Source organism: Achromobacter sp. JD-1 (genome assembly GCF_038594925.1).
GTDB lineage: Bacteria > Pseudomonadota > Gammaproteobacteria > Burkholderiales > Burkholderiaceae_B > Achromobacter > Achromobacter spanius_C.
Window position 1 is genome coordinate 87,888 of record NZ_JBCGCS010000011.1, and the last position, 21,708, is coordinate 109,595.

General features: G+C 65.6%; 18 protein-coding genes. 4 read left to right on the forward strand and 14 right to left on the reverse strand.

Annotation, left to right across the window (positions count from 1 at the left end; genetic code table 11):
- The first annotated feature begins 6 nt into the window (after nt 1-6).
- Genes WBR68_RS18160 through WBR68_RS18170 form a run of 3 tightly spaced genes read left to right on the forward strand, consistent with a single transcriptional unit; the run spans nt 7 to nt 4,434 of the window.
- The gene (locus WBR68_RS18160) at nt 7-1,518 is read left to right on the forward strand and encodes a polyamine aminopropyltransferase (RefSeq protein ID WP_050448462.1); all 1,512 of its coding nucleotides are present in this window, start codon (nt 7-9) and stop codon (nt 1,516-1,518) included.
- Nucleotides 1,518-3,194, forward strand: coding sequence for an NAD(P)-binding protein (locus WBR68_RS18165; RefSeq protein ID WP_230694908.1), 1,677 nt, complete (start codon nt 1,518-1,520; stop codon nt 3,192-3,194). Before WBR68_RS18160 ends, WBR68_RS18165 begins: the two co-directional genes overlap by 1 nt.
- Nucleotides 3,187-4,434 (forward strand): NAD(P)/FAD-dependent oxidoreductase, encoded by a 1,248-nt coding sequence (locus WBR68_RS18170; RefSeq protein WP_230694909.1) that lies wholly within the window; start codon nt 3,187-3,189, stop codon nt 4,432-4,434. The genes WBR68_RS18165 and WBR68_RS18170 overlap by 8 nt, the downstream gene beginning before the upstream one ends.
- Before the next feature lie 148 nt (nt 4,435-4,582).
- Here WBR68_RS18170 and WBR68_RS18175 read toward each other — a convergent pair whose 3' ends face one another.
- The 3 genes from WBR68_RS18175 to WBR68_RS18185 form a co-directional block, all read right to left on the reverse strand.
- Nucleotides 4,583-5,377: an ABC transporter ATP-binding protein gene (locus tag WBR68_RS18175; RefSeq protein ID WP_050448465.1), complete on the reverse strand. Its 795-nt coding sequence runs from the start codon at nt 5,375-5,377 to the stop codon at nt 4,583-4,585.
- A gap of 1 nt (nt 5,378) precedes the next feature.
- A complete protein-coding gene (locus tag WBR68_RS18180) occupies nt 5,379-6,269 on the reverse strand; it encodes an ABC transporter permease (RefSeq protein ID WP_050448466.1) in 891 nt (296 codons plus the stop codon).
- 295 nt (nt 6,270-6,564) lie between these two features.
- Nucleotides 6,565-7,536 carry an ABC transporter substrate-binding protein gene (locus tag WBR68_RS18185; RefSeq protein ID WP_050448467.1) on the reverse strand — a complete coding sequence of 324 codons (972 nt, stop codon included), beginning with the start codon at nt 7,534-7,536 and terminating at the stop codon, nt 6,565-6,567.
- 270 nt (nt 7,537-7,806) lie between these two features.
- Between WBR68_RS18185 and WBR68_RS18190 the strand changes: the two genes are divergently transcribed.
- The gene (locus WBR68_RS18190) at nt 7,807-8,763 is read left to right on the forward strand and encodes an aldo/keto reductase (RefSeq protein ID WP_230694910.1); all 957 of its coding nucleotides are present in this window, start codon (nt 7,807-7,809) and stop codon (nt 8,761-8,763) included.
- A 43-nt stretch (nt 8,764-8,806) separates the two neighbouring features.
- Here the strand turns inward: WBR68_RS18190 and WBR68_RS18195 are convergent, their stop codons facing one another.
- From WBR68_RS18195 to WBR68_RS18245, 11 genes are all read right to left on the reverse strand, one after another.
- Nucleotides 8,807-9,778 carry a Bug family tripartite tricarboxylate transporter substrate binding protein gene (locus tag WBR68_RS18195; protein WP_127185123.1) on the reverse strand — a complete coding sequence of 324 codons (972 nt, stop codon included), beginning with the start codon at nt 9,776-9,778 and terminating at the stop codon, nt 8,807-8,809.
- Between the two features lie 167 nt (nt 9,779-9,945).
- A complete protein-coding gene (locus tag WBR68_RS18200; protein WP_050448470.1) occupies nt 9,946-11,487 on the reverse strand; it encodes a malonate--CoA ligase in 1,542 nt (513 codons plus the stop codon).
- A 5-nt stretch (nt 11,488-11,492) separates the two neighbouring features.
- Nucleotides 11,493-12,284, reverse strand: a complete 792-nt coding sequence (locus WBR68_RS18205; protein ID WP_050448471.1) for an enoyl-CoA hydratase/isomerase family protein — start codon at nt 12,282-12,284, stop codon at nt 11,493-11,495.
- Between the two features lie 54 nt (nt 12,285-12,338).
- Nucleotides 12,339-13,655, reverse strand: coding sequence for a malonyl-CoA decarboxylase domain-containing protein (locus WBR68_RS18210; RefSeq protein WP_230694911.1), 1,317 nt, complete (start codon nt 13,653-13,655; stop codon nt 12,339-12,341).
- On the reverse strand, nt 13,606-14,358 hold the full coding sequence (locus WBR68_RS18215; protein ID WP_050448473.1) for a GntR family transcriptional regulator: 753 nt from the start codon (nt 14,356-14,358) through the stop codon (nt 13,606-13,608). The genes WBR68_RS18210 and WBR68_RS18215 overlap by 50 nt, the downstream gene beginning before the upstream one ends.
- Before the next feature lie 201 nt (nt 14,359-14,559).
- Nucleotides 14,560-15,330: a spermidine synthase gene (locus WBR68_RS18220; RefSeq protein WP_230694912.1), complete on the reverse strand. Its 771-nt coding sequence runs from the start codon at nt 15,328-15,330 to the stop codon at nt 14,560-14,562.
- 66 nt (nt 15,331-15,396) lie between these two features.
- The gene (locus tag WBR68_RS18225) at nt 15,397-16,464 is read right to left on the reverse strand and encodes an acyl-CoA dehydrogenase family protein (RefSeq protein ID WP_230694913.1); all 1,068 of its coding nucleotides are present in this window, start codon (nt 16,462-16,464) and stop codon (nt 15,397-15,399) included.
- A 35-nt stretch (nt 16,465-16,499) separates the two neighbouring features.
- Nucleotides 16,500-17,786 carry an acyl-CoA dehydrogenase family protein gene (locus tag WBR68_RS18230; RefSeq protein WP_230694914.1) on the reverse strand — a complete coding sequence of 429 codons (1,287 nt, stop codon included), beginning with the start codon at nt 17,784-17,786 and terminating at the stop codon, nt 16,500-16,502.
- Between the two features lie 5 nt (nt 17,787-17,791).
- Nucleotides 17,792-18,760, reverse strand: a complete 969-nt coding sequence (locus tag WBR68_RS18235; protein ID WP_230694915.1) for a Bug family tripartite tricarboxylate transporter substrate binding protein — start codon at nt 18,758-18,760, stop codon at nt 17,792-17,794.
- 47 nt (nt 18,761-18,807) lie between these two features.
- Nucleotides 18,808-20,892 carry an acetate--CoA ligase family protein gene (locus tag WBR68_RS18240; protein WP_230694916.1) on the reverse strand — a complete coding sequence of 695 codons (2,085 nt, stop codon included), beginning with the start codon at nt 20,890-20,892 and terminating at the stop codon, nt 18,808-18,810.
- Complete coding sequence (locus tag WBR68_RS18245; protein ID WP_230694917.1) at nt 20,889-21,692, reverse strand: enoyl-CoA hydratase; 804 nt, start codon at nt 21,690-21,692, stop codon at nt 20,889-20,891. The genes WBR68_RS18240 and WBR68_RS18245 overlap by 4 nt, the downstream gene beginning before the upstream one ends.
- Nucleotides 21,693-21,708: the final 16 nt, after the last annotated feature.

Genomic DNA, 21,708 nt, shown 5'->3' on the forward strand with positions numbered 1-21,708 from the left:
CACCTCATGCGCGACCGCGTTCTCATCCTATCGGTATTGATCGTTGCTTCCTGCGGTTTGGGCTATGAGCTCATCAGCAGCGCGCTGGCCAGCTATTTACTGGGCGATTCCATCCTTCAGTTCTCTTCCGTCATCGGCTGCTATTTGTTCGCCATGGGCATCGGTTCATGGTTGTCAAAATATGTAAGAGACGAAGACGTTTTGAATCGGTTTATCGACGTCGAGCTGCTGGTGGCCTTGTTGGGCGGCGTCTCGGCGGCGGTTCTGTTCCTGGTGTTTGCCTGGCTGTCCGCGCCCTTTCGCGCGGCGCTGTATGTGGGCGTTTTCGTCATCGGCTTGATGGTGGGCATGGAGATTCCGCTGGTGATGCGGGTGTTCAACCAGCGCAAGGCCGAATTCCGCGAAATCGTCAGCCGCGTGCTGACCTTCGACTATCTGGGCGCGCTGGCCGTGTCGCTGATCTTCCCGCTGCTGCTTGCGCCCAAGCTGGGGCTGCTGCGTACCAGTTTCCTGTTCGGTATCCTGAACGCCAGCGTGGCCTTGTGGACTACGTGGCTGTTTCGCGCCGAAGTGCGCCGCCCCGGTGAAAAGGCCTTGCGCGCCTGCGTGGTGATCGGGTTCCTGGGCTTGGGCTTCTTCTATTCCACCGCCATGACGACCTGGGCCGAAAAAGGCCTGTACGGCGACGACGTGGTGCATGCGGAAACCACGCCCTACCAGCGCCTGGTGGTGACGCGCTGGCACGACGACCTGCGCCTGTACATCAACAACAACCTGCAATTCTCGTCACGCGATGAACATCGTTACCACGAATCGTTGGTGCATCCGGGCTTGCAGACGCTGCCCTGGGCGCGCAACGTGCTGGTGCTGGGCGGCGGCGACGGGCTGGCGGTGCGCGAAATCCTCAAATACAAGAATGTCGAGCACATCACGCTGGTGGATCTGGACCCGGCCATGACGGGGCTGTTTTCGCGTTCCGAGCCCTTGGTTGAACTGAACCAGGGTTCGCTCAAGGACCCGCGCGTCACCGTCATCAACGACGACGCCGGCCGCTGGCTGGAAACGCATGCCGAGGTCTACGACTTCATCGTGGTGGATTTTCCCGACCCGTCCAATTTCGGCCTGGGCCGTTTGTACTCGGTGCCTGTCTACCATCTGATGGCGCGCCACCTGGCGGAAAACGGCTATATGGTGATCCAGTCCACGTCGCCCTACTTCGCGCCGCGCTCGTTCTGGAGCGTGAACGCCACGCTGAAGGAAGCCGGGCTGAACACCTGGCCGTATCACACCTATGTGCCGTCGTTCGGCGACTGGGGCTTCATCCTGGCCAGCAAGCGGCGCGATTACACGCCGCCTGAAAAGATCACCGTGCCCACGCGCTATCTGGATGCCGTGACCACGCGCGAACTCTTCCACTTTCCCGCCGACATGCCGGCGCTGGCGATGCCGCCCAACCGCTTGAATGAGCAGTCGCTTGTGCGCTATTTCGACGAGGACTGGCGCAAGGTCATCCGCTGATGCGCCGCCGCAGCTTTCTTCTGGGCGCGGCCACGGCGGCGGTGGCGGGCGCGGCGGGCTACGCCCGGTCACGCATCGTCGAGACCCCGGCTGACGTGTCCTATCCCGGCATGCAGGCCGGGCATGCGCTGCGCGACGGCGCCGCGCTGCCCGCGCCCACGGCCAACTATCGGCATCAGGTCGTTATCTTGGGCGCGGGCGTGGCGGGCCTGTCCTGCGCCTGGAAGCTGGCGCGCGAAGGGTTCACCGATTTCGTCGTGGTGCAAGGGCCCGAATTCGCCGGCAACGCGGCGGGCGGGCTGCGCGATGAACTGCACTATCCGCTGGGCGCGCATTACCTGCCGCTGCCCTCGATGGCGTCCACCCACGTGCGCGAGATGCTGGACGACTTCGGCATCATCGAACGCGCCGCGGGCGATATCCGTCCGTACTACGACGAGACCATCCTGGTGCATTCTCCGCAAGAACGCCTGCTGCGCAACGGAACTTGGGAAGACGGCCTGCTGCCCATGACGGGCTTGCCGAATGCGGACGTGGCGCAACACCATCGCTTCCTGGCGCTGATCGAGCGCCTGCATACCCAGCTTGGCAACGATGGGCGCAAGGTCTTTTGCATTCCGCTTGTGCTGTCGTCGGAAGACCCCGCGTGGCGGGCATTGGACGCGATCACCTTCAAGCAATGGCTGGACCGCGAAGGCTACACGTCGCCCGCCCTGCACTGGTATCTGAACTACTGCTGCCGCGACGACTACGGCGCGAACTACGACGTGGTCTCGGCCTGGGCGGGGCTGCACTATTTCGCCAGCCGCGACGGCCATGCCGCGAATGCCGGCGAAGGCGCCGTACTGACCTGGCCGGGCGGCCTGTCGGTGCTGGCCGAGCGCATGCGTCAGGCCATTGATGAAAAGCTAGGGCACACCCGCTGGCTGATGGCCGGCACGGCAGTGCGCGTGGCCGAGACGCCCGCCGGCCCCTTGACGACCTGCTTGACGCTGGACGCCGAGCCGCGCGCCTATACGCTGCAAAGCCGGCGCACCGTGTGCGCCATGCCGCTGTTCGTGGCCCAACGCATCCTGCCCGACATCCGCGCCTATGGGTATGACCCGGCCGTGCATGCCTCGTCGCATGCGCCCTGGCTGGTGTCCAATTTCTTGCTGGAAGGCTATCCCATCGAGGCCCCCGGCGAACCGCTGTCCTGGGACAACGTGGTCTACCAGGGGCGCGGGCTGGGCTATGTGGTGTCCACGCACCAATTGCTGCGCGTGACGCGCTCGCCGCGCACTGCCTTCACGGCCTATCACGCGCTAAGCGGGCAGACACCCAGCGCCGCGCGGCAATGGCTGACCACGGCCAGCCCGCAAGACCTGCGCGACGAAGCCGCCGCCGATTTGATTGCCGCCTATGGCCGCGAATTCTGGCGCAACGCGCGTCGGTTGGACATCACCGTGCGCGGTCATGCCATGGCTTCGCCGCTGTGCGGGTATCTATCCAACGCCGGGCTTGCCGCCTTGCGTAACGTGGACGGCCCGGTACTGTTCGCGCATGCGGACTTGTCGGGCTATTCCGTCTTTGAGGAAGCGTCGTGGTGGGGCGTGGTGGCGGCGGGCCGGATTTTGGGGCAGCCCGCGCCAGGTGAAGGAACGGGTACAGGAACAGGTACGGGAACACATGGATAAGCACGTCATCGTCTTGGGCGCGGGCATTGTGGGCGTGTGTTGCGCGCTGGAGCTATTGCGCCGGGGCGCGCGCGTCACGCTCGTTGACCGCCAGGCGCCCGGCATGGAAACGTCATTGGGCAATGCGGGTGTGCTGGCGCGCAGTTCACTGATGCCGTTCAACCATCCCGGTTTGTGGGGGCAACTGCCCCGCTTGATGAAGAACGACAGCGTGCAGTTCCGCTATCGCCCGTCGTATCTGGCCAGGAACCTGGGCTGGGCGACGCGATTCTTGTTGAACGCGCGGCCGTCGGTGTTCAAGGAAACCGTGAAGGCGCTGGACGGCCTGATCCGGCGGTCCGCCCCCGAACATTTGAAGCTGTTGGACGAAGCTGGTGCGCGACATCGCTTGCGGGACACCGGCTGGGTGTTTTTGTACCGCAGCGAGGCGGCATGGCACGGCAGCGCGTTGGCGCGCAACACCTTTGCGCAGTATCAGGTGCCGACGCAAACCTTGAACGCCGCCGAATTGGCGGAGCTGGAACCGGCGTTGTCGCCGATCTTTCACCGTGCGCTGTGGATCCAGGGCTCGTATTCGGTTGACGACCCGCATGCGGTGGTGGCGGCCTACGCCGACCTGTTCCGCGCCAAGGGCGGCACGTTCAAACGCTTGCAAGCCGCCAGCATCCGGCGCGATAACCAGGGCTGGACGGTGCATGGCGCGCAAGGATCGGAATCAGTGTCGGCGGAGCAATTGGTGGTGGCGCTGGGGCCGTGGTCGAAGGCGATGTTGAAGAGCACGGGCATCGATTTGCCGATGGCGTTCGAACGCGGTTATCACATGCATTACCGTGGTGAAGACGGGGCCAGCGTCACGCGCCCGGTGTACGACACGGGCGGCGGTTATGTGTTGTCGCCCATGGCGCGCGGGCTGCGCTTGTCCACGGGTGTGGAATTGGACGCCTGCGAAGCCGCCCCGCGCAGCACGCAGTTGGACATGGCGGAAGCGCGGGCGCGTGAAGCGTTTCCGCTGGGCGAGCGGTTGGACGCGGCAGCTTGGTTGGGTCGTCGCCCTACCCTGCCCGATAGCCGGCCGATGATCGGGCAGGCGCCGAAGCACCCTGGGTTATGGCTGGCGCTGGGCCACCAGCACATCGGTTTCAGCACCGCGCCGGGCACGGCGAAGATATTGGGCGAGTTGATGTTCGACGAGGGCGAGGCATCGCGCCACCAGGCGTTTCGGCCAGGGCGGTTGATTTAGGGCGTCTCACGGGCGGTGATTGATGGGTTGCGCGCGATCCAGGATGGGGTTCTTGCGACGGGAATCGCGCGCTTCACCCATCCTACGGTGGGTCGTTTGACGATCGGGTATGGGCAAATGGCGATCGCCATAAAGGATAGCCGCCGTCCTACCCCAACAACAACGCATCATCCGACAGCTTTTCCCCGCGCACGCGCTCGAACATCGCCAGCAGATCCGGCACGTCCATGCCGCGGCGCTCGTCGCCGGATACGTCCAGCACCACTTGCCCCTGATGCAGCATCACCGTGCGGTCACCCACGTCCAGCGCCTGGCGCATGCTGTGAGTCACCATCATGGTCGTCAACTGGTTTTCGGCCACGATGCGCGCCGTCAGTTGCAGCACGAAATCCGCGGTGCGCGGATCCAGCGCGGCGGTGTGCTCGTCCAACAGCAAAATGCGTGACGGCTGCAAGGCCGCCATCAGCAGGCTGACCGCCTGGCGCTGGCCACCCGACAACAACCCGATGCGGTCGGTCAGCCGGTTTTCCAGCCCCAAGCCCAACGTGGCCAGCCGTTCGCGAAACCCTTCCTTCATCGACGCCTTGACCGCGCGGCTATACCCTCTGCGCACGCCGCGCATCTGCGCCAGCGCCATGTTTTCCTCAATGGTCAGGTCTTCGCAGGTGCCTGCCATGGGGTCCTGGAATACCCGGGCCACCTGGCCGGCGCGTGCCCAGACGGGCTGGCGCGTCACGTCCACGCCATTGATGTCGATCGTGCCCGAATCAACGGGTAGGTCGCCCGACACCGCGTTCAGGAACGTCGACTTGCCGGCGCCGTTGGACCCGATGACGGTCACGAACTGGCCTGACGGAATCTCCAGCGACAACCCACGCAGCGCGCGCGTTTCGATGGGCGTTCCCGCGTTGAAGGTAATTTTCAGATCTTTTGCGGACAACATATCAGCGCCCCTTCTTGCCGACGAGACGGCGCTTGAGCATGGGGATGACCAGGGCAATCGTGACCAGCACCGCGGTGACGAGGTTCAGGTCTTGCGCCTTCAGGCCGATGAAATCGCTATTCAACGCCAGCGCGATGAAGAAGCGGTAGACGATGGCGCCGATGATCACGGCCAGCGTCGCCAGCACCAGCTTGCGCGACGGCAGGATGCTTTCGCCGACGATCACCGCGGCCAGGCCGATCACGATGGTGCCGATGCCCATCGAAATATCCGAGCCGCCCTGCGTCTGCGCGAACAGCGCGCCGGCCAGCGCCACCAGCGCGTTGGACAACGCCATGCCGCCCAGGATCATGCGGCCGGTGTTGACACCCTGCGCGCGGGCCATGCGGCCGTTGGAGCCGGTGGCGCGCAGCGCCAGGCCGCTTTGCGTGGCGAAGAACCAGTCCAGCGCCAGCTTCACCAGGATCACAATCACGATCAGGATCAGCGGACGCGCGACATAGTCGGAAATCCACTCCGGCTGCAAGATGGTGAACACGGTGGGTTCGGTGATCAGCGGAACGTTGGGCTTGCCCATGATGCGCAGGTTGATCGAGTACAGCGCGATCATCATCAGGATGCTGGCCAGCAGATCCATGATCTTCAGCTTCACGTTCAACCAGCCCGTCACCAGCCCCGCCGCCGCGCCGGCGATGGTGGCGATGACCGTGGCGGAAAACGGGTCGGTGCCCGACGCGATCAGCGTGGCACAGACGGCGCCGCCCAGCGGAAAGCTGCCGTCAACGGTCAGGTCGGGGAAGCGCAGCAGGCGAAAGGAGATAAACACGCCCAAGGCCACCAGGCTGAAGATCAGCCCGATCTCCAACGCGCCTAACAACGAGAACAATGACATGGGTTAAATCCAATCAGGGTAAGGATGGTGCATATTAAAGACTTGAAACGTCGGATTTTTTGCGTTCCGGCATCAGTTTTACCCGAGCTTTCGCAATAAACGTTTCCCGGTTCGTCATTTTCTCGCGTTTCGCGCCCAAGCCTGCGCGCGCTTGCCGGCCGGGCCGAAAGCGCTGTCGGTCAAAGCAAGGAAAGAGAGCAAAACAACAGGGGCCGGACCGCCGCGCGCCCCAAAAAAACCTAACAAAAACCCCGCGCACGCCGCTCGGGCGTGGCGGGGTCTGGCCGGTGGCGCTTTACTTCACAACCACCGCGGCCGACTTGATGACGTCGTCCGACAGCGTCACGCCCTGCTTGGCGGCGGCGCCCGGGTTCACGTAGAGCTCCAGCTTGGAGATCGTTTCCGACGGAATCGCGCCGGGCTTTTCGCCCTTCAGAATGCGCACGACCACCCTGCCCGTCTGCATGCCCAGGTCGTGGTAGTTGATGCCCAGCGCCGCGATACCGCCGCGCTTGACGCTGTCGGTGTCGGAGGCGATCAGCGGGATCTTGGCGTCGTTACCCACCTTGACCAGGGATTCATACGCCGACACGACGTTGTTGTCGGTGTTGGTGTAGATGACGTCGACCTTGCCGATCAGGCTGCGCGCAGCGGATGCCACGTCCACCGAACGCGGGGCGGCGGCTTCCACCAGGCTCATGCCCGACTTGGGCAAAATTTCCTGAAGCTTCTTCACCACCACGACCGAGTTGGCCTCGCCCGGGTTGTAGACGATGCCCACGCGCTTGGCGTTGGGCACGATTTTCTTGATCAGTTCAACCTGCTTTTCCAGCGCCAGCATGTCCGACACGCCGGTCACGTTGGTGCCCGTGGCGTCCATGCTCTTGACCAGTTGGGCGGCCACGGGATCGGTCACGGCGGAATACACCACCGGCACGTCCTTGGTGGCGGCCACGACAGCCTGGGCCGACGGCGTGGCGATGGCCACGATGGCGTCCGGGCGGTCACCCACGAACTTGCGGGCAATTTGCGCGGCGGTGCCGTTGTTGCCCTGCGCGCTTTGGTACTGCCACTTCAGGTTCTTACCGGATTCAAAACCGGCTTGCTTGAGGGCGTCTTGCACCCCGTCACGCACGGCATCCAGCGCCGGGTGCTCGACGATGGCGGTCACCGCCACCGATTTTTGCTGCGCGGACACCGGCGCGGCGATAGCCATTGCCAGCGCCATGGCGCCAACCGTCAGAAAATGTTTTTTTCCGATCAGCATACTAAGCTCCTTGAACCCTTGGTTTTTGTTCATTACTACGACTGCGCCGGCGGCTTCCCGCCGGTCGGTCAGCCGTAAAGCCGTATAGTCTAACTTGCCGCCAGACAAAAGAATTTGCGGGGAATCCCTGAAATGGTGCATGCCAATCAGGCATGCTCCAAGCCGGGGCGCGCGGCGCCAATATACTAAATATCGCCACCCGGGCTCTTGCTGCCCCGCGCTTCATTCAGCAGCCCGGGCAACCCGTCAGACGCATCCAAAGGCCTCACCATGATCAAACGCGCGCTGGGCCGTTCCGGCCTGCAAGTTCCCCCGCTGACCTTCGGCGGCAACGTCTTCGGCTGGACCGTTGACGAAGCCGGCGCCTTTTCCCTGCTGGACGCTATGGTGGACGCGGGCCTGAATTTCATCGACACGGCCGACGTGTATTCGCGCTGGGCTCCCGGCAACCAGGGCGGCGAATCTGAAACCCTGATCGGCAAATGGCTCAAGCGCTCGGGCAAGCGCGACCAAGTCCTGATCGCCACCAAGGTCGGCATGGAAATGGGCCCTGACGCGGTGGGCTTGTCGCCCGCGTACATCCGGCGCGCGCTGGAGGCCTCGCTGGCCCGGCTGCAAACCGATTACGTGGATTTGTACCAGTCGCACAAGGACGACCCGGACACGCCGCTGACCGACACGCTGGCCGAATACGCCAAGCACATGGAAGCCGGCAAGGTGCGCGCCATTGGCGCGTCGAACTACACGGCGGTGCGCCTGTCCGAAGCGCTGATCGCGGCCGAACGCCACGACCTGCCGCGCTACGAAAGCATTCAGCCCGAATACAACCTGTACAACCGCGCGTCCTTTGAATCCGGCTTGCAAAGCCTGGTGAAGACGCAGCAGATGGGCACGATCAACTACTACGCGCTGGCCAGCGGCTTTCTTAGCGGCAAGTACCGCAGCGCGGCCGATGCCGGCAAAAGCGCGCGAGGCCAGAAGATTGTGGACACGTATCTGAACGAACGCGGCATGCGTATCCTGAAGGCGCTGGACGAGGTCTCCGAAGACGCCGGCTGCACGCCCGCGCAAGCCGCGCTGGCCTGGCAGATTGCGCAGCCCGGCATCACCTCGCCCATAGTCAGCGCCACGTCCCTGGCGCAGCTGGACGAACTGGTCAAGGCCGCCAGCCTGATGCTGACGCATGACCAGTTGACCAAGCTGACCCAGGCCAGCGAGTGGCGCTGACGAGGGCCAAGCGCCGCTAGTGGGAACTAGCGGCGCCCCCGCATCAATCCAGCGTCACGCCGGAATCCTTCACCACTTTCGCCCAGCGAGCCACTTCGCTGTCAACGAATTTGCCGAAAGCGGGGCCCGTCATGTTGGGCACCGCCGAGCCATTGCCGGCCCAGGTTTCCTTCAACTTCGGCGTGTTCAATGCCTTGGTGATTTCAGACGCCATCTTGTCGACGGCCTCTTGCGGCGTGCCGGCCGGCGCCCAGATGGCGTACCACGTGGAGACCACGTAATTCGGCACGCCCGCCTGGGCAGCGGTGGGCACGTCGGGCAAGGAAGCCGACCGCTCGGTGGCGGCCACGGCCAAGGGCTTGATTGCCCCCGCGCGGATGTGGCCGGCCGACGAACCCAGGCCGTCGAACGCCATGTCCACCTGTCCGCCGATCAGCGCCGACAACATAGGCCCCGCCCCCTGGTAGGGCACGTCGACTAACTTGATGCCAGTCTGCATGGCGAACAGCTCGCCCGCCAGATGGTGCGTGCTGCCCTTGCCGGCCGTGCCGTAGTTGATTTCGCCGGGATGCTTCTTGGCATAGTCGATGAATTCCTGCAGCGTCTTGACCGGCAGCTTGCCGGCGTTGATCACCACCACTTGGGGCGGCTGCGCCACCAGTGCCACGGGCACGAAGTCCTTCTGGATGTTGTAGCTGAGGTTTTTGTAGAGCGAGGGAGCCAGCGCATGGTGCGCGCCGCCCATGAAGAAGGTGTAGCCGTCGGGCTTGGCCTTGGCCGCCACACCGGCGCCCACCGTGCCGCCCGCGCCACCCTTGTTGTCGATGACGACCGTCTGGCCCAGTTGCATGGTCAGTTGCTGGGCCAGCGGACGGGCGAAGGTGTCCGTGCCGCCGCCAGCGGGGAACGGAACAATCAAGGTGATGGCGCGCTCTGGCCATTGCGCGGCGGCCGTGCCGCCGAAACCCAGGGCTGCCACGGCGAATACGGCCGTAGCGATCGTGCGAACTTTCATAATGTCTCCTCTTGCTGCATCACGGGGACGGCGCGGTTGTCTGCGTCTCGTCTCTTGAATTTTTTATTGAATGAAGCTGCCAGGACTGCGTAGCGGGAATCGGGTCGGCGCTGCCTCCTTTGAAGAAAAAAATGCCGGCCCCTGAAGGCCGGCACTGATGGTTGGCGTCAAAGCGCCTGATAGGTTTCGCGCAGCACGTTCTTTTGCACCTTGCCCATGGTGTTGCGCGGCAGTTGGTCAACAATGTGCACGCGCTTGGGCACCTTGAAGTTCGCAATGCGCGACTTCAGTTCGCGCTGCATGGCATCCGCGTCCAGCGACACGCCGTCCTTGGGCACCACCACCGCGACGACGGCTTCGCCGAAGTCCGGATGCGGCACGCCGATGACGGCCGATTCGGCCACGCCGGGCATGTCGTCGATCAGGGTTTCGATTTCCTTGGGATAGACGTTGAAGCCGCCCGAGATGATCAGGTCCTTGCTGCGGCCCACGATGGACAGCGTATCGGCGGGCACGTCGCGACCGGCGGATTCACCGCCCCAGCGGCCGACGTCGCCCGTCTTGAACCAGCCGTCTTCGGTGAATTCCTCGCGCGTTTTTTCGGGCATGCGCCAGTAGCCTGAAAACACGTTGGGGCCGCGCACCTGCACATTGCCGATCTCGCCCGGCGCGAGCGCCACGCCCGCGTCATCCACCACTCGCACCTGCACGCCCGGCAGCGCGCGGCCGACGGTGCCGGCCAGGCGTTCGCCCAGTTTCGGATCGTAGGGGTTGGACGTCAGCATGACGGTCTCGCTCATGCCGTAGCGTTCCAGAATGGCGTGGCCGCTGCGCGTCTTGAAGTCCGAGAACGTCTCGGCCAGGAGCGGCGCCGAACCCGAGATGAACAAGCGCATATTGGCGCACACGGCGCGGTCAAAGCGCGGGTCGGCCAGCAGGCGCACGTAGTAGGTGGGCACGCCCATCATCACCGTACATTGCGGCAGGTAATGCAGCGCCTGGTCGGCGTCCAGCTTGGGCAGCCAGATCATTTTGGCGCCCGCCAGCAAGGCCCCGTGCGAAGCCACGAACAAGCCGTGCACGTGGAAGATAGGCAGCATATGCAGCAGCACGTCGTCTTCGCGCCAGCCCCAGTATTCGTGCAGCACCTGCGCGTTGGCGGCCAGGTTGCCGTGCGACAGCATCGCGCCCTTGCTGCGGCCGGTGGTGCCGGACGTGTACAGGATGGCGGCCAGGTCGTCCGGCTTGCGCTCCACGGTCTTGAACGTTTGCGGCAGGCTGCCCGCGGCGTCCAGCAGCGTGCCCGTGCGGTCTTCGTCCAGCGTGTAGACGTGCGCGCAGCCGGCCTTGTCGGCGGCGCGCTGCACCCAGTCGCGGTTCTTGCTGGCGCAGACCACGACGGCCGGCTCGGCATTGCCCAGGAAATATTCGATCTCGGCTTCGCGGTAGGCCGTGTTCAGCGGCAGGTACACCAGGCCGGCGCGCAAGGTGGCCAGGTACAGCAGCAGCGCTTCCGGCGACTTCTCCACTTGCACCGCCACGCGCGACCCGTCGGGCAGGTCCAGCGACGTCAGCAGGTTGGCCAGGCACGCGGTGGCGCGGTCGATGTCATCCCAGGTGTATTCAAGGTCGGGCGTTTCCAGCGCGACTTTGCTGCGGTCTTTGGGAAAGCCGCCTTGCAGGACAGCATATAGATTGGCGTTGCTCACCTTGGTCAGTCTCCGGAAAAGGATGGATCTACGCCGGCCAGGAATGCGCGCACGCCTTCCTGGTGGTCCCGGCTTTCGGCATAGGAGAAATAATCTTGATATTCGTCTTCGGTCAAGGCGCCGCCTTGGGCAAGCCTGGCCGACAGGCGTTTATTGATGCGGGCGGCCAACGGCGCGCCCTGGCAGATGCGTTCAGCGCTGCGGCGCGCGGCGTCGGCAACCTGGTCATCTGGCACGATGCGCGTCAGCAAGCCCAGGCCATGGGCCTCATCGGCGCCGAACACGCGGCCTTCCAGCAGGATGGCCAGCGTAGCCGCGCGCCCGACCAGCGCCAGCAGGCCGCGCATTTCGTCGGGCGCCATGGGAAAACCCAGGCGGTTGATCGGCACGCCGAAACGGGCGGATGCGCCCGCGATGCGCAGGTCGCACTGGCTGGCGATTTCCAGCCCGCCGCCCACGCACACGCCTTCAATCTGCGCCACCACCGGATGCGGGCAATTGGCCACCGCTTGCAGGGCCGGCGCCAGGATGTCGCGGTGATAGCGCTGCACGCCCGCCATGTCGGCGCGCTGGGCGGGGAATTCGCGGATGTCGGCGCCTGCCGCGAAATTGCCGCCTTCACCGCGCACGATCACGCAGCGCAGGGCGTCGTCGGCCGACACGCGCGTGAACACGTCGCGCAGTTCGCCCCACATGCCCACCGTTATCGCGTTCAGGCGCCCCGGGTGCGATAGCGTCACCCAGGCCAAGGCCCCTTCGCGTTCCAGCCGCACGCGGCCGGTCACGTCTTGCGTCATGTCCCCTACCCTTTTTTATTGATATGTCTTGCTGTCGTCGCCGGGCAATGGCAATCAGGCCACGCGCCCCACTCCTCGGCTGACCTGGGGCTTGCCTTCGCCCAGGCGCGCCAGGTTGGTGTCCAGCTCGTCAAGGTCGTACAGGTAATTGACCATCAGCGCGCAGGATTGCTTGAGCCCCTTGGTGGACGTATCAGCCGCCCAGTTCAAGCGTTCAATGCGGGCGCCGTTGCCCAGGTGAAAGCGCGCCACCGGGTCCAGCGGCAAGCCGTTTTTCATGGATTGCAGATAGGTCGCCGCCAGGCGGAAGCCCGCGCGCTTGACCACGTCGGACGCTGGGCCCTGCGCGGCCTTGGCCAGACGAGACACCCAACGCTGCCCGTCGGGCACGCCTTCGCGCTTGCGGTCCTTGGCGCGCGTTTTGTCTTCGCGCACGATGGCTTCCACGGCGTTGGCGTCCAGCTTGCCCAGCCAGTCCGAAAACCCGGGGATGGGCGACAGGGTGGCAAAGTTCTTCAGCTTGGGCAGTTCTTCCAGCAGTTGCTCGACCACGCGCTTAAGCAGGAAGTTGCCGAAGCTGATGCCCTTCAGGCCGGGCTGCGTGTTGGAAATGGAATAGAAGATGGCCCAGCGCGCCTTGTCCAGATCCTGCGGCGGCAAGCTGCTGTCCAGCAGCACCTGCACGTTGTCGGCCATGTTGCTGGCAAACGCCACTTCCACGAAGATCAGCGGCACGCCCGGCATCTGTGGATGGAAATAGGCATAGCAACGGCGGTCGGGCGACACGCGGCGGCGCAGGTCATCCCATGATGTGATCTCGTGCACGGCTTCGTACAGAATCAGCTTTTCCAGCAGCGAGGCGGGCGAATCCCAGGTCAGCGGGCGCAGTTCCAGCAAGCCCACGTCAAACCATGCCGACAGCAGGCCTTCCAGTTCCTTGTCCAGCCCCTGGATGCCGGACACCTGCTTGCGCCAGCGCAGCATGTCCGCGCGCAGATCCACCAGGAAGCGCAGGCCATGCGGCAAGGCGTTGAAGCGTTTGAACAGGCGCGTGCCCTCGCCGCCATCGGCCGGAAAGGTGGCGCGCACTTGCGCCAGCGCGGCCAGCATCAGCCGGCGGTCCTTGCCGTCGGCCGCGCTGTATTGCTCGCACCAGCGGCGCGCCAGCTTGTTGGCGGCCACGTCGGTCAGGCGCGCTTCGAACAGGCGGCGCACTTCGGATTCGCTGGGCAAACGGCCGCGCTCCCAGAGCTTGCCCAGGCGCGTCATCAGGCTGGCGCCTTCGGCCGCGGCGGCGGCATCGATCAGTTCGGGGTCGGGTTCAGGCGTGCGAGCGCCCCGCGCGGGCGCGAGATTGGCGGGTACGGACATGGGCGGGCTCCTGGATAACGATGGGATCGGTCAAAGCCGGGTCGGCGGCGTCTTCATTGGCCAATGCGCGCAGGGCTTCCAATTGGCGCATCAGATGGGTGTGGGCCAGCGTCTGGGCGGCGTCGCTGTCGTGCGCTTTGAGCGCTTCGAAAATGGCCAGGTGTTCGGCGCAGGACTGCTGGATGCGCCCGGGCCGCGCCAGGCTGCGGTGGCGCGACAGGCTCAGCACCTTGCGCAGGTTGCCCACCATGTCCGACAGCCATTGGTTGCCGGCCAGCGCCTGCACGGCTTCGTGGATCAGGTAATTGGTTTGGTAGTAGGCGTCGATACGGCCGGCGCGCGCATGGCCGGCCAGTTCGGCGTGCAGCGGCTCAAGCGCGGCCAGTTCTACGTCCGAGGCCTTGCGCGCGGCTTCGAAGGCGCAGCGTCCTTCCAGCATGGCCATCAGCGGAAAGATGTCTTCCAGGTCTTGCGTGGACAGTTCGTTGACGAAGCAGCCGCGCCGAGGTTCCAGCCGCACCAGCCCTTCGGTGGCCAGCACCTTCAGCGCTTCGCGCAAGGGCGTGCGGGAAATGCCCATTTCGCCGGCCAAGCGCAGTTCGTCGATCCACTCGCCATTGCACAGCGCACGCGCGTGAATCATGGCGCGCAGGCGATCCGCGACTTCCAGGTAGAGGGCTTGACGGACGATGGGTTGGCTCATGGGGCGGGGCTGGAATGGACGCCGTAGTGACGCTGTATGTGACGCCGTATGTGACGCTGTATGTGACGCCGTAATTCATAATTATGAACAGGCCCATGTTAAATCCCGACGCGGAAAAAGGTAAAGCCCCGGGAAAACCCCTTCCGCCCCCGAACACGATCCTAAAGACGAAAACGCCCCCGGCAGAACGCCGGGGACCGATCAGAAGTGCAGCACGCCGTCCACGGCGTGGCGGGTCAGCGCCCGTGCCCAGCGGCGCGCCGGCAGCCCGTACTTGGATTCCACCACTTCCGCACGTTCCAGCAATTCGGCGGGCGTGACCGACAGGCGCGGCCCCGAGAAAGCCAGCACGATCTGGTTGCCCGCGTCCACTTCCGGCAGCAATACCACGCGGTCGTCAAAGGCCTTGGACAGGTTTTCGATGTTCTTGCCGAAGCTTTCGTGGCGGCCGAACAGGTTCACCGCCACCACGCCGACCTCGCCCAGCACGCGCCGGCAATCGCGGTAGAACTTCACGCTGTCGCGCACTGGGCCTTCGGCGGCGGCGTCATACAGGTCCACCATCAGCACGGGGCAACGTCCGGCATTGGCGGGGTCGGCCACCCACAGGCCGGCGTCCATGTGTTCGACTTGCAGCCGGTTCGATCCGGGCAGGCGGAAGAACATGTGGCAGGCGGCGGTTACGCGGGGGTTCCATTCCACGGCCAGCAGCGGGCTGCGCGTGTGCTTCACGCAAAAGCGCGCCAGCGAACCCGCGCCCAGGCCCAGCATGCCGATGGCCTCTTCCTTGGGCGGCTCCAGGAACAGCAGCCAGGCCATCATCTGGCCGGTGTATTCCAGCACCAGCTCGGCCGGACTCTTGACGCGCATGGCGCCTTGGACCCACTGGGTGTTGAAGTGCAGATAGCGCACGCCGTCCAGTTCGGACAGGGTCGGCTGGTCAAGTTCGGAAGGAAAGTTCGATTTATTCATGGCGGCGATTGTAGGGCGGACGCCGCGCGGGCGTCTCACAAGCGAGCGCCACGCCGGGATGCCCTATCAGGCCGCAACCCGTTCAGCGTCGGCCCCTTCCCAGATCCGCTCCAGCCATTCGGTGCAAGACGCCTCTGCGTGCAGGCTCGCCGCCAGCCGCAGCACCCGCTTCAGGTACAGGTGCGCGTCGCATTCCCAGGTGATGCCCAGGGCGCCATGCACCTGAATCGCGTTCTGCACGGCGCGCCGGCCGCCTTCCACCGCCAGCAGCGGCACGTACAGGCTGTCGCGGTCTGCTGACGGTGCGTCGGCGTCGTGCGACGCCGCTGCGGCCATGCCGGCCAGCCGCGCGTCGTCCAGCGCCATCCAGTCGTCGGCCAGGCGATGCTTGATCGCCTGGTTGGCGCCGATGGCGCGGTCGAACTGGCGGCGTTCACGCGCGTACGCCGCCGCCATGTCCAAGGCCGCTGACGCCGCGCCCAGCAATTCCGCCGAGCGCAGCAGCGTCATGCGCGTCTTCAAGCGTCGCCACGTGCGCGCGTCGACTGTTAACTCGATAGCCTCCTGCACCTCGGGGCGCGCCACCCGCGCCACCGGCATCGTCGGATCCAGGCCGGCGGTGGCCGACATGCCCGACGTGCTGGACAGGGGCGCATGGCGTTCCAGCCGCAAGCTGCCTGGCCCCAGGCATCGCAGCGCCAAGGCCGGCACGCCTGCCCCCGCGCCCTCGATGAACGCCGAGCCGTCCGGCCGCATCGCCGCATCCGCGAAATACATCTGGCCTTGCATCATGGCTTGCGCCCACTGCGCCACGGGCCCTGCCGCGCCGGCCTCGCACAGGGTAGGAAGCACCACCATGTTCGACACCAACGGCAGGCTCAGCAGATGCCGCCCCGCCGCTTCCGCCACGATCCAGGCTTCTCGCATACCCAGGCCCAAGCCCAGCCCATCGTGCCCTGCTGGCGCCAGCAGCGCGGGCCAGCCTTGCTCGGCAATCTCGCGCCACAGCGCCAGGCGGGCGTCCCCCGGACGCGTTGTCGCCGCGCGGGCGACGCTTGGAGGGTGGCGGTCGGCCAAAAAGCGCCGGGCCGCCTCTTGCAGCATGCGCTGGTCTTCGTTCAAGGAAAAAGTCATGGTGCTCGTCGTGGCAAAGTTCAGGCTCGTGGCATTCAAGCTTTCGGCAGGCCCAGCATCTGCTCGGCGATAATGTTGCGCTGGATCTCGGACGTGCCCGCCAGGATGGTTTCGGCGCGCGACCACAGGTAGGCGTGGGTCAGCTCCGCCGCTTGCGAGTCGGTACTGTCCGCCAAGCACGCCGCGTCGCCCAGCATCTGCATGGACAGTTCCAGCAGCCGCTGATGCGCCTCGCTCCAGTGGATTTTGGTGGACGAGCCTTCCGGGCCGGGCGGGTCACCGCGCATGGCGCCTTCCAGCGCGCGTTGCGACTTCAGTGCCAGCACATGACTGTCGGCCGCCAGCCGCGCCCACTTGTGGCGCACCGCCGCCGACGAGGCCGGCACATGCCCATAGGCATCGGGGCGCAACGCCAGCCGCCGCACCGCGTCCAGCTCTTGCCCAAAGCGCACCAGGCGCGGAATGAAATAGGTGCCGCGTTCAAAGCTGGCGGCGGCCATCGCCACCTTCCAGCCCTGGTTCTCCTGCCCCAGCAGCAGGTCTTGCGGCACGAAGACATCTTCGAAGAACACTTCGCAGAATTCGGCCTCGCCCGTCATCTGGCGAATGGGTTCCACGCGCACACCGGGGCTGCGCATGTCCACCAACAGGAAACTCAAGCCCTTGTGTTTGGGCGCGCCAGCGTCCGTGCGCGCCAGCACGAAGCACCACTGCGCGCGGTCGGCAAACGACGTCCATATCTTGTGGCCGTTCACGCGGTAGCCGCCCGCCACGGCTTCGGCGCGCGTGCGCACCGAGGCCAGGTCGGAGCCAGCGCCGGGTTCCGAATAGCCCTGGCACCAGACCTCGCGGTTGGACAGAATGCCGGGCAGGAAGCGGCGCTTCTGCGCCTCGCTGCCAAAGTGCAGCAGCGTGGGCGCCAGAATGCCGTGGCCGATCAGGTTCACGCCCAACGGCGCGCCGCAACGCGCATGTTCTTCATGGAACACGGCCTGGCGCGACAGCGGTAAATCCTGCCCGCCATAGTCTGGTGGCCAACCCAGGCCCGACCAGCCGGCGGCGCACAGCGCATCTTCCCAGGCCCGCCTGAAGTCCAGGTTGCGCGGGGCCGCGCCGCCAGGCCAGCCACGCACGAAGCCGGCGTAGGCGTCGTTCAGCCACGCGCGCAGTTGCTGGCGAAAGGCGGTGTCGTCAGTGGCCGCGATGGCCCGCGCGGCGCTTTCCTGCCACGCGAGCGCCGGCTGTGCGACTTCCCGCACCGCGCCTTCCTGCCATGCGCCCCGCCCCGCGCCATCGTGCGTGGCGTGTTCCTGTCGAGCCATTCCTGCTACTCCAGTCGAATGTTGGATTCGCGCGCCACCTTGGCCCAGGTGCTTACGTCTTGCCGGATGAAGGCGGAGAAGGCCTTGGGGTCGCTGCCGATGATGTCCAGCCCCAGGCCCGTGAACTTCGCCTTCACCTCGGGCTGCGCCAGAATCTGCGCCAGGCTCTGGTAGAGCTTGTCGATCGCGGCTTGCGGCGTACCCGCCGGCGCCACCAGACCCAGCCACGGCATGGCCGAATAGCCGGGCAGCCCGGACGCCGCCACCGTCGGCAGGTCCGGCACTGACGCCGATGGCTTCGTGGTCGTCACCGCCAGCGCGCGCAGCTTGCCGTCCTTCACGAAGGGGCCGGACGAGGCCCAGGCGTCGAACATCACCTGGATGCGCCCGGCCACCAGATCGTTCAGCGCGGGCACGCTGCCCTTGTACGGGATATGCGCCATCTGCACGCCGGCCATGCTGTTGAAAAGTTCGGCCTCAAGATGCGTGGAGCTGCCGGCGCCCACCGAGCCATAGCTGACCTTGCCCGGGTTGGCTTTCAGATAGGCGATGAGTTCGCCCACGTTCTTGGCCGGAACCGACGGATGCACCTCCAGCACATGCACCACCGAGGCCACCTGGCTGACCGGCGCGAAGTCCTTGATGGGGTCGTAGTTGACCTTGGCGTAGATGCTGGGCGCGATGCCCAGCGACGACGCCGCCATCAGCAGCGTGTAGCCATCGGGCGCGGCGCGCGACACGTAGTCGGACGCAATCATCGTGCCCCCGCCCGGCTTGTTTTCCACGATGACGGTCTGGCCCAGCTTGGCCGTCAACTGTTCAGCCAGCAGGCGGCTCATGATGTCCGTCGCGCCACCAGGCGAAAACGGCACCACGATACGCACGGGGCGGTTGGGATACGGGTCCTGGGCGTGCGATGGGCCTGTCACGCCGATGCAGGCCAGCGCCACGCCGGCCAATAGTCTTTTCATCATGCTTGTCTCCTCCTGGGGGATGCGCTTGCGCGGTTTGCGCGGTTGCACTACGGGGTTGCGGGCAGGATCAGCGCGTCCAGTACCGCAACGCCTTGTCCCGCCTCTTTGATCAGCAAGGGATTGACTTCAATTTCCGCCACAGTCGCCGGCGCGGCAAGCATGGCGTTGCCCACGGCGACGATGCTTCGGCAGGCCGCCGCCAGATCGGCGCGCGGCTTGCCGCGATAGCCGTCCAGCAGCGCAAAGGCCTTCAGCTCGCGCAGCATCTGCATAGCCATGTCTTCGTCCACGGGCAGCAGCCGGTGGCTGGTGTCTTGATAGATTTCCGTCAGCACGCCGCCCAGGCCCACTGTCAGCACGGGACCAAAGACCGGGTCGCGCGTGGCGCCCACAATCAGTTCAGCCACGCCGCGTTCCATCTTCTGCACCATCACGCCGTCGATACGCGCATCGGGTTGCGCGGCGGCCGCCGAATGCAGAATCTGTTCGCGGGCCGCTATGACGGCGTCGTCATCCGCCAGCCCCAGCGCCACGCCGCCCACTTCCGTCTTGTGCGCGATGTCGGCGCTAAGAATCTTCAAGGCCACGGGATAGCCCGCCGCGCGTGCATCGGCCACGGCTTCGTCGGCGTTGCGCGCGGCATGGACCGTGGCCTGCGGCAGACCGAAGGCGGCCAGGTAGGCGCGCGCATCGGCTTCGTTGCAGGGCAGCGCCGGCACCGCCGCCGCATCCAGGCGCGGCACGGGCGCAATGCGATGACTGCCGCGCGCCTCGCACCACAGCAGGTAAGGCGCCAGCGCGGACACCGCCTGCCCCAGGTCTTCAAACACGGCCACTTCGGCCTCGCGCAAGGTGGCGCGGCTTTGCGCCAGGCCGGTATCGATGGCGATGAACAGGCGCGCATGCTGACGCGACGCCTCGGCCAAGGCATCGGCCATGCGGTCCAGCATGTAGCCGGGCGCGTACACAACCACCGCGTCAATGGCGTCGGTGGTGGCCAGGGCTTGCAGCACGGTACGCACGAAGTCGGGGTCGTTGACCACGTTGCCGGTCACGTCCACCGGGTTGCCGACCATGCCGTAGTCGGGAATGCCGCCGCGCAAAACGGCTTGCAAATCGTCGGGCAGATCGGGCAGGTCGAGCCCCGCGCCGATGAACTTGTCGGCCAGAATCGCGCCCAGCGCCCCGGACATCGTCAACACCGCCACGCGCTTGCCGGCGCTGCGATGGCGCAGCGTGGCCAGGCTGGCCAGGTGCGCCATCTGCGCAAAGTCGGTGGCTTCGATCACGTTCAGTTGGCGAAACGCCGCTGCGTACACGCGTCGGTCGCCCGCCAGCGCCGACGTGTGCGAACGCACGGCCTGCGCACCCTTGTCGGTGTTGCCGGCCTTCAGGGCAATCAGCAGCTTGCCCTGGCGTTCCAGTTCGCGGCAGGCACGTACGAAGCGTTCACCGTCGCGCAGTTGTTCGATATAGCCCAGCACGATGTCGGTGCGCGAGTCCCCCGCCAGATATTCCAGGTACTGCGAGAAATCCAGGCAGGCCTCATTGCCGGTATTGATGAAATGCGAGAACGGCAGGTCAAGCCGGCGCGCAATGGCGTACACCGCCGCGCACACATTGCCGCTTTGCGTCAGCAGGCTGACCACGCCCGGCCCGGACTGCGCCGGCGCGGTCTTGAACACCGACGCAAACGCAGTGTGCGCCTGCGTGTTCAAGTTGGCGAAACCCATGCAGTTGGGCCCGGCCACGGCCATGCCGCTTTGCGCCACGAAGGCTTCCAGCTCGTCTTGCAGGCGCACGCCTTCGCCACCCGCTTCCGCAAAACCCGCCGCATAGACGATGGCCGCGCGCACGCCCTTGGCGTGGCAGCGGCGCAGCATGGGCGTGACGTCCGCCGCGGCAATCGCCAGCACCGCCAGGTCCACGGGTTCGGGCACGGATTCGATGTCGGGCCAGCAGCGCTTGCCGAACACTTCCTGGTACTTCGGGTTGACCGGATAGATACCGCCCGCGTAGCCAAAGCGCGTCAGTAATTCCAAGGGCATGCCGCCGATGCGGCCCCCGTTGGCGCTGGCGCCGATCATCGCGATGGAATGCGGATCCAGCAGGCAATCCAGCGCGGGCCTCATGCCGTTTCGCCCTTCTTGTTGCGCTGAATCGCTTGCGCCAGCCCGCGCTCGCGCACCGCCTGGAATTCTTCGCTCAGGTGCGACAGTTGATGCGTGTCGAAGTGGGCCGACAGCGCGGTGCGAAAGCCTTGCGCATCGGCGGTGCGGTTCAGCGACCGCTTGATCAGCCGCAGCCCGAACGGCGGCGCCTGCGCAATGCGCCGCGCCAAAGCCAGGGTGGCGTCGTCGAGCTCTGCCTCGGGCACGACGCGGTTCACCATGCCGATGCGCAGCGCTTCCTGTGCGTCGACCTTTTCGCCGGTGTAGAGCATTTCCTTGGCTTTGCGCAGGCCCATCACCCAGGGGTGGATCAGCACTTCGGTGGCGGCGGCCGCCAGTGTGTGGCCGACCGGGTCGGAGAAGTACGCGGTGTCGGCGCACACGACCAGGTCGCACATATTGGCGATCATGAAGCCGCCGGCCACGCAGGCGCCCTGCACCTGAACCACCGTGGGCTTGGGAAAGTCCCAGATGCGCAGGCAGTAGCCGTAATAGCGGCGCGATTCATATTCCCAGCGTTCTTCCACGGTGAAGTCCGCGCGCTTGGCCTGCGCTTCTTTCAAGTCGTGACCCGCCGAGAAATGCGCGCCGCGCCCGGCCAGCACCACCACCCGGACGGCGTCGTCTTGCTCTGCGCGGGTCAAGGCGTCGTCCAGTTCGTCCAGCATCTGCTGGCTTTGGGCGTTGCGCGCGGATTCGCGCGCCAGGCTGATGCGGCAGACCGAGTCGTGGTGCTCGACGGCCAGGGTGGCGTATTCCATAGTCTCCTCGTCTCTT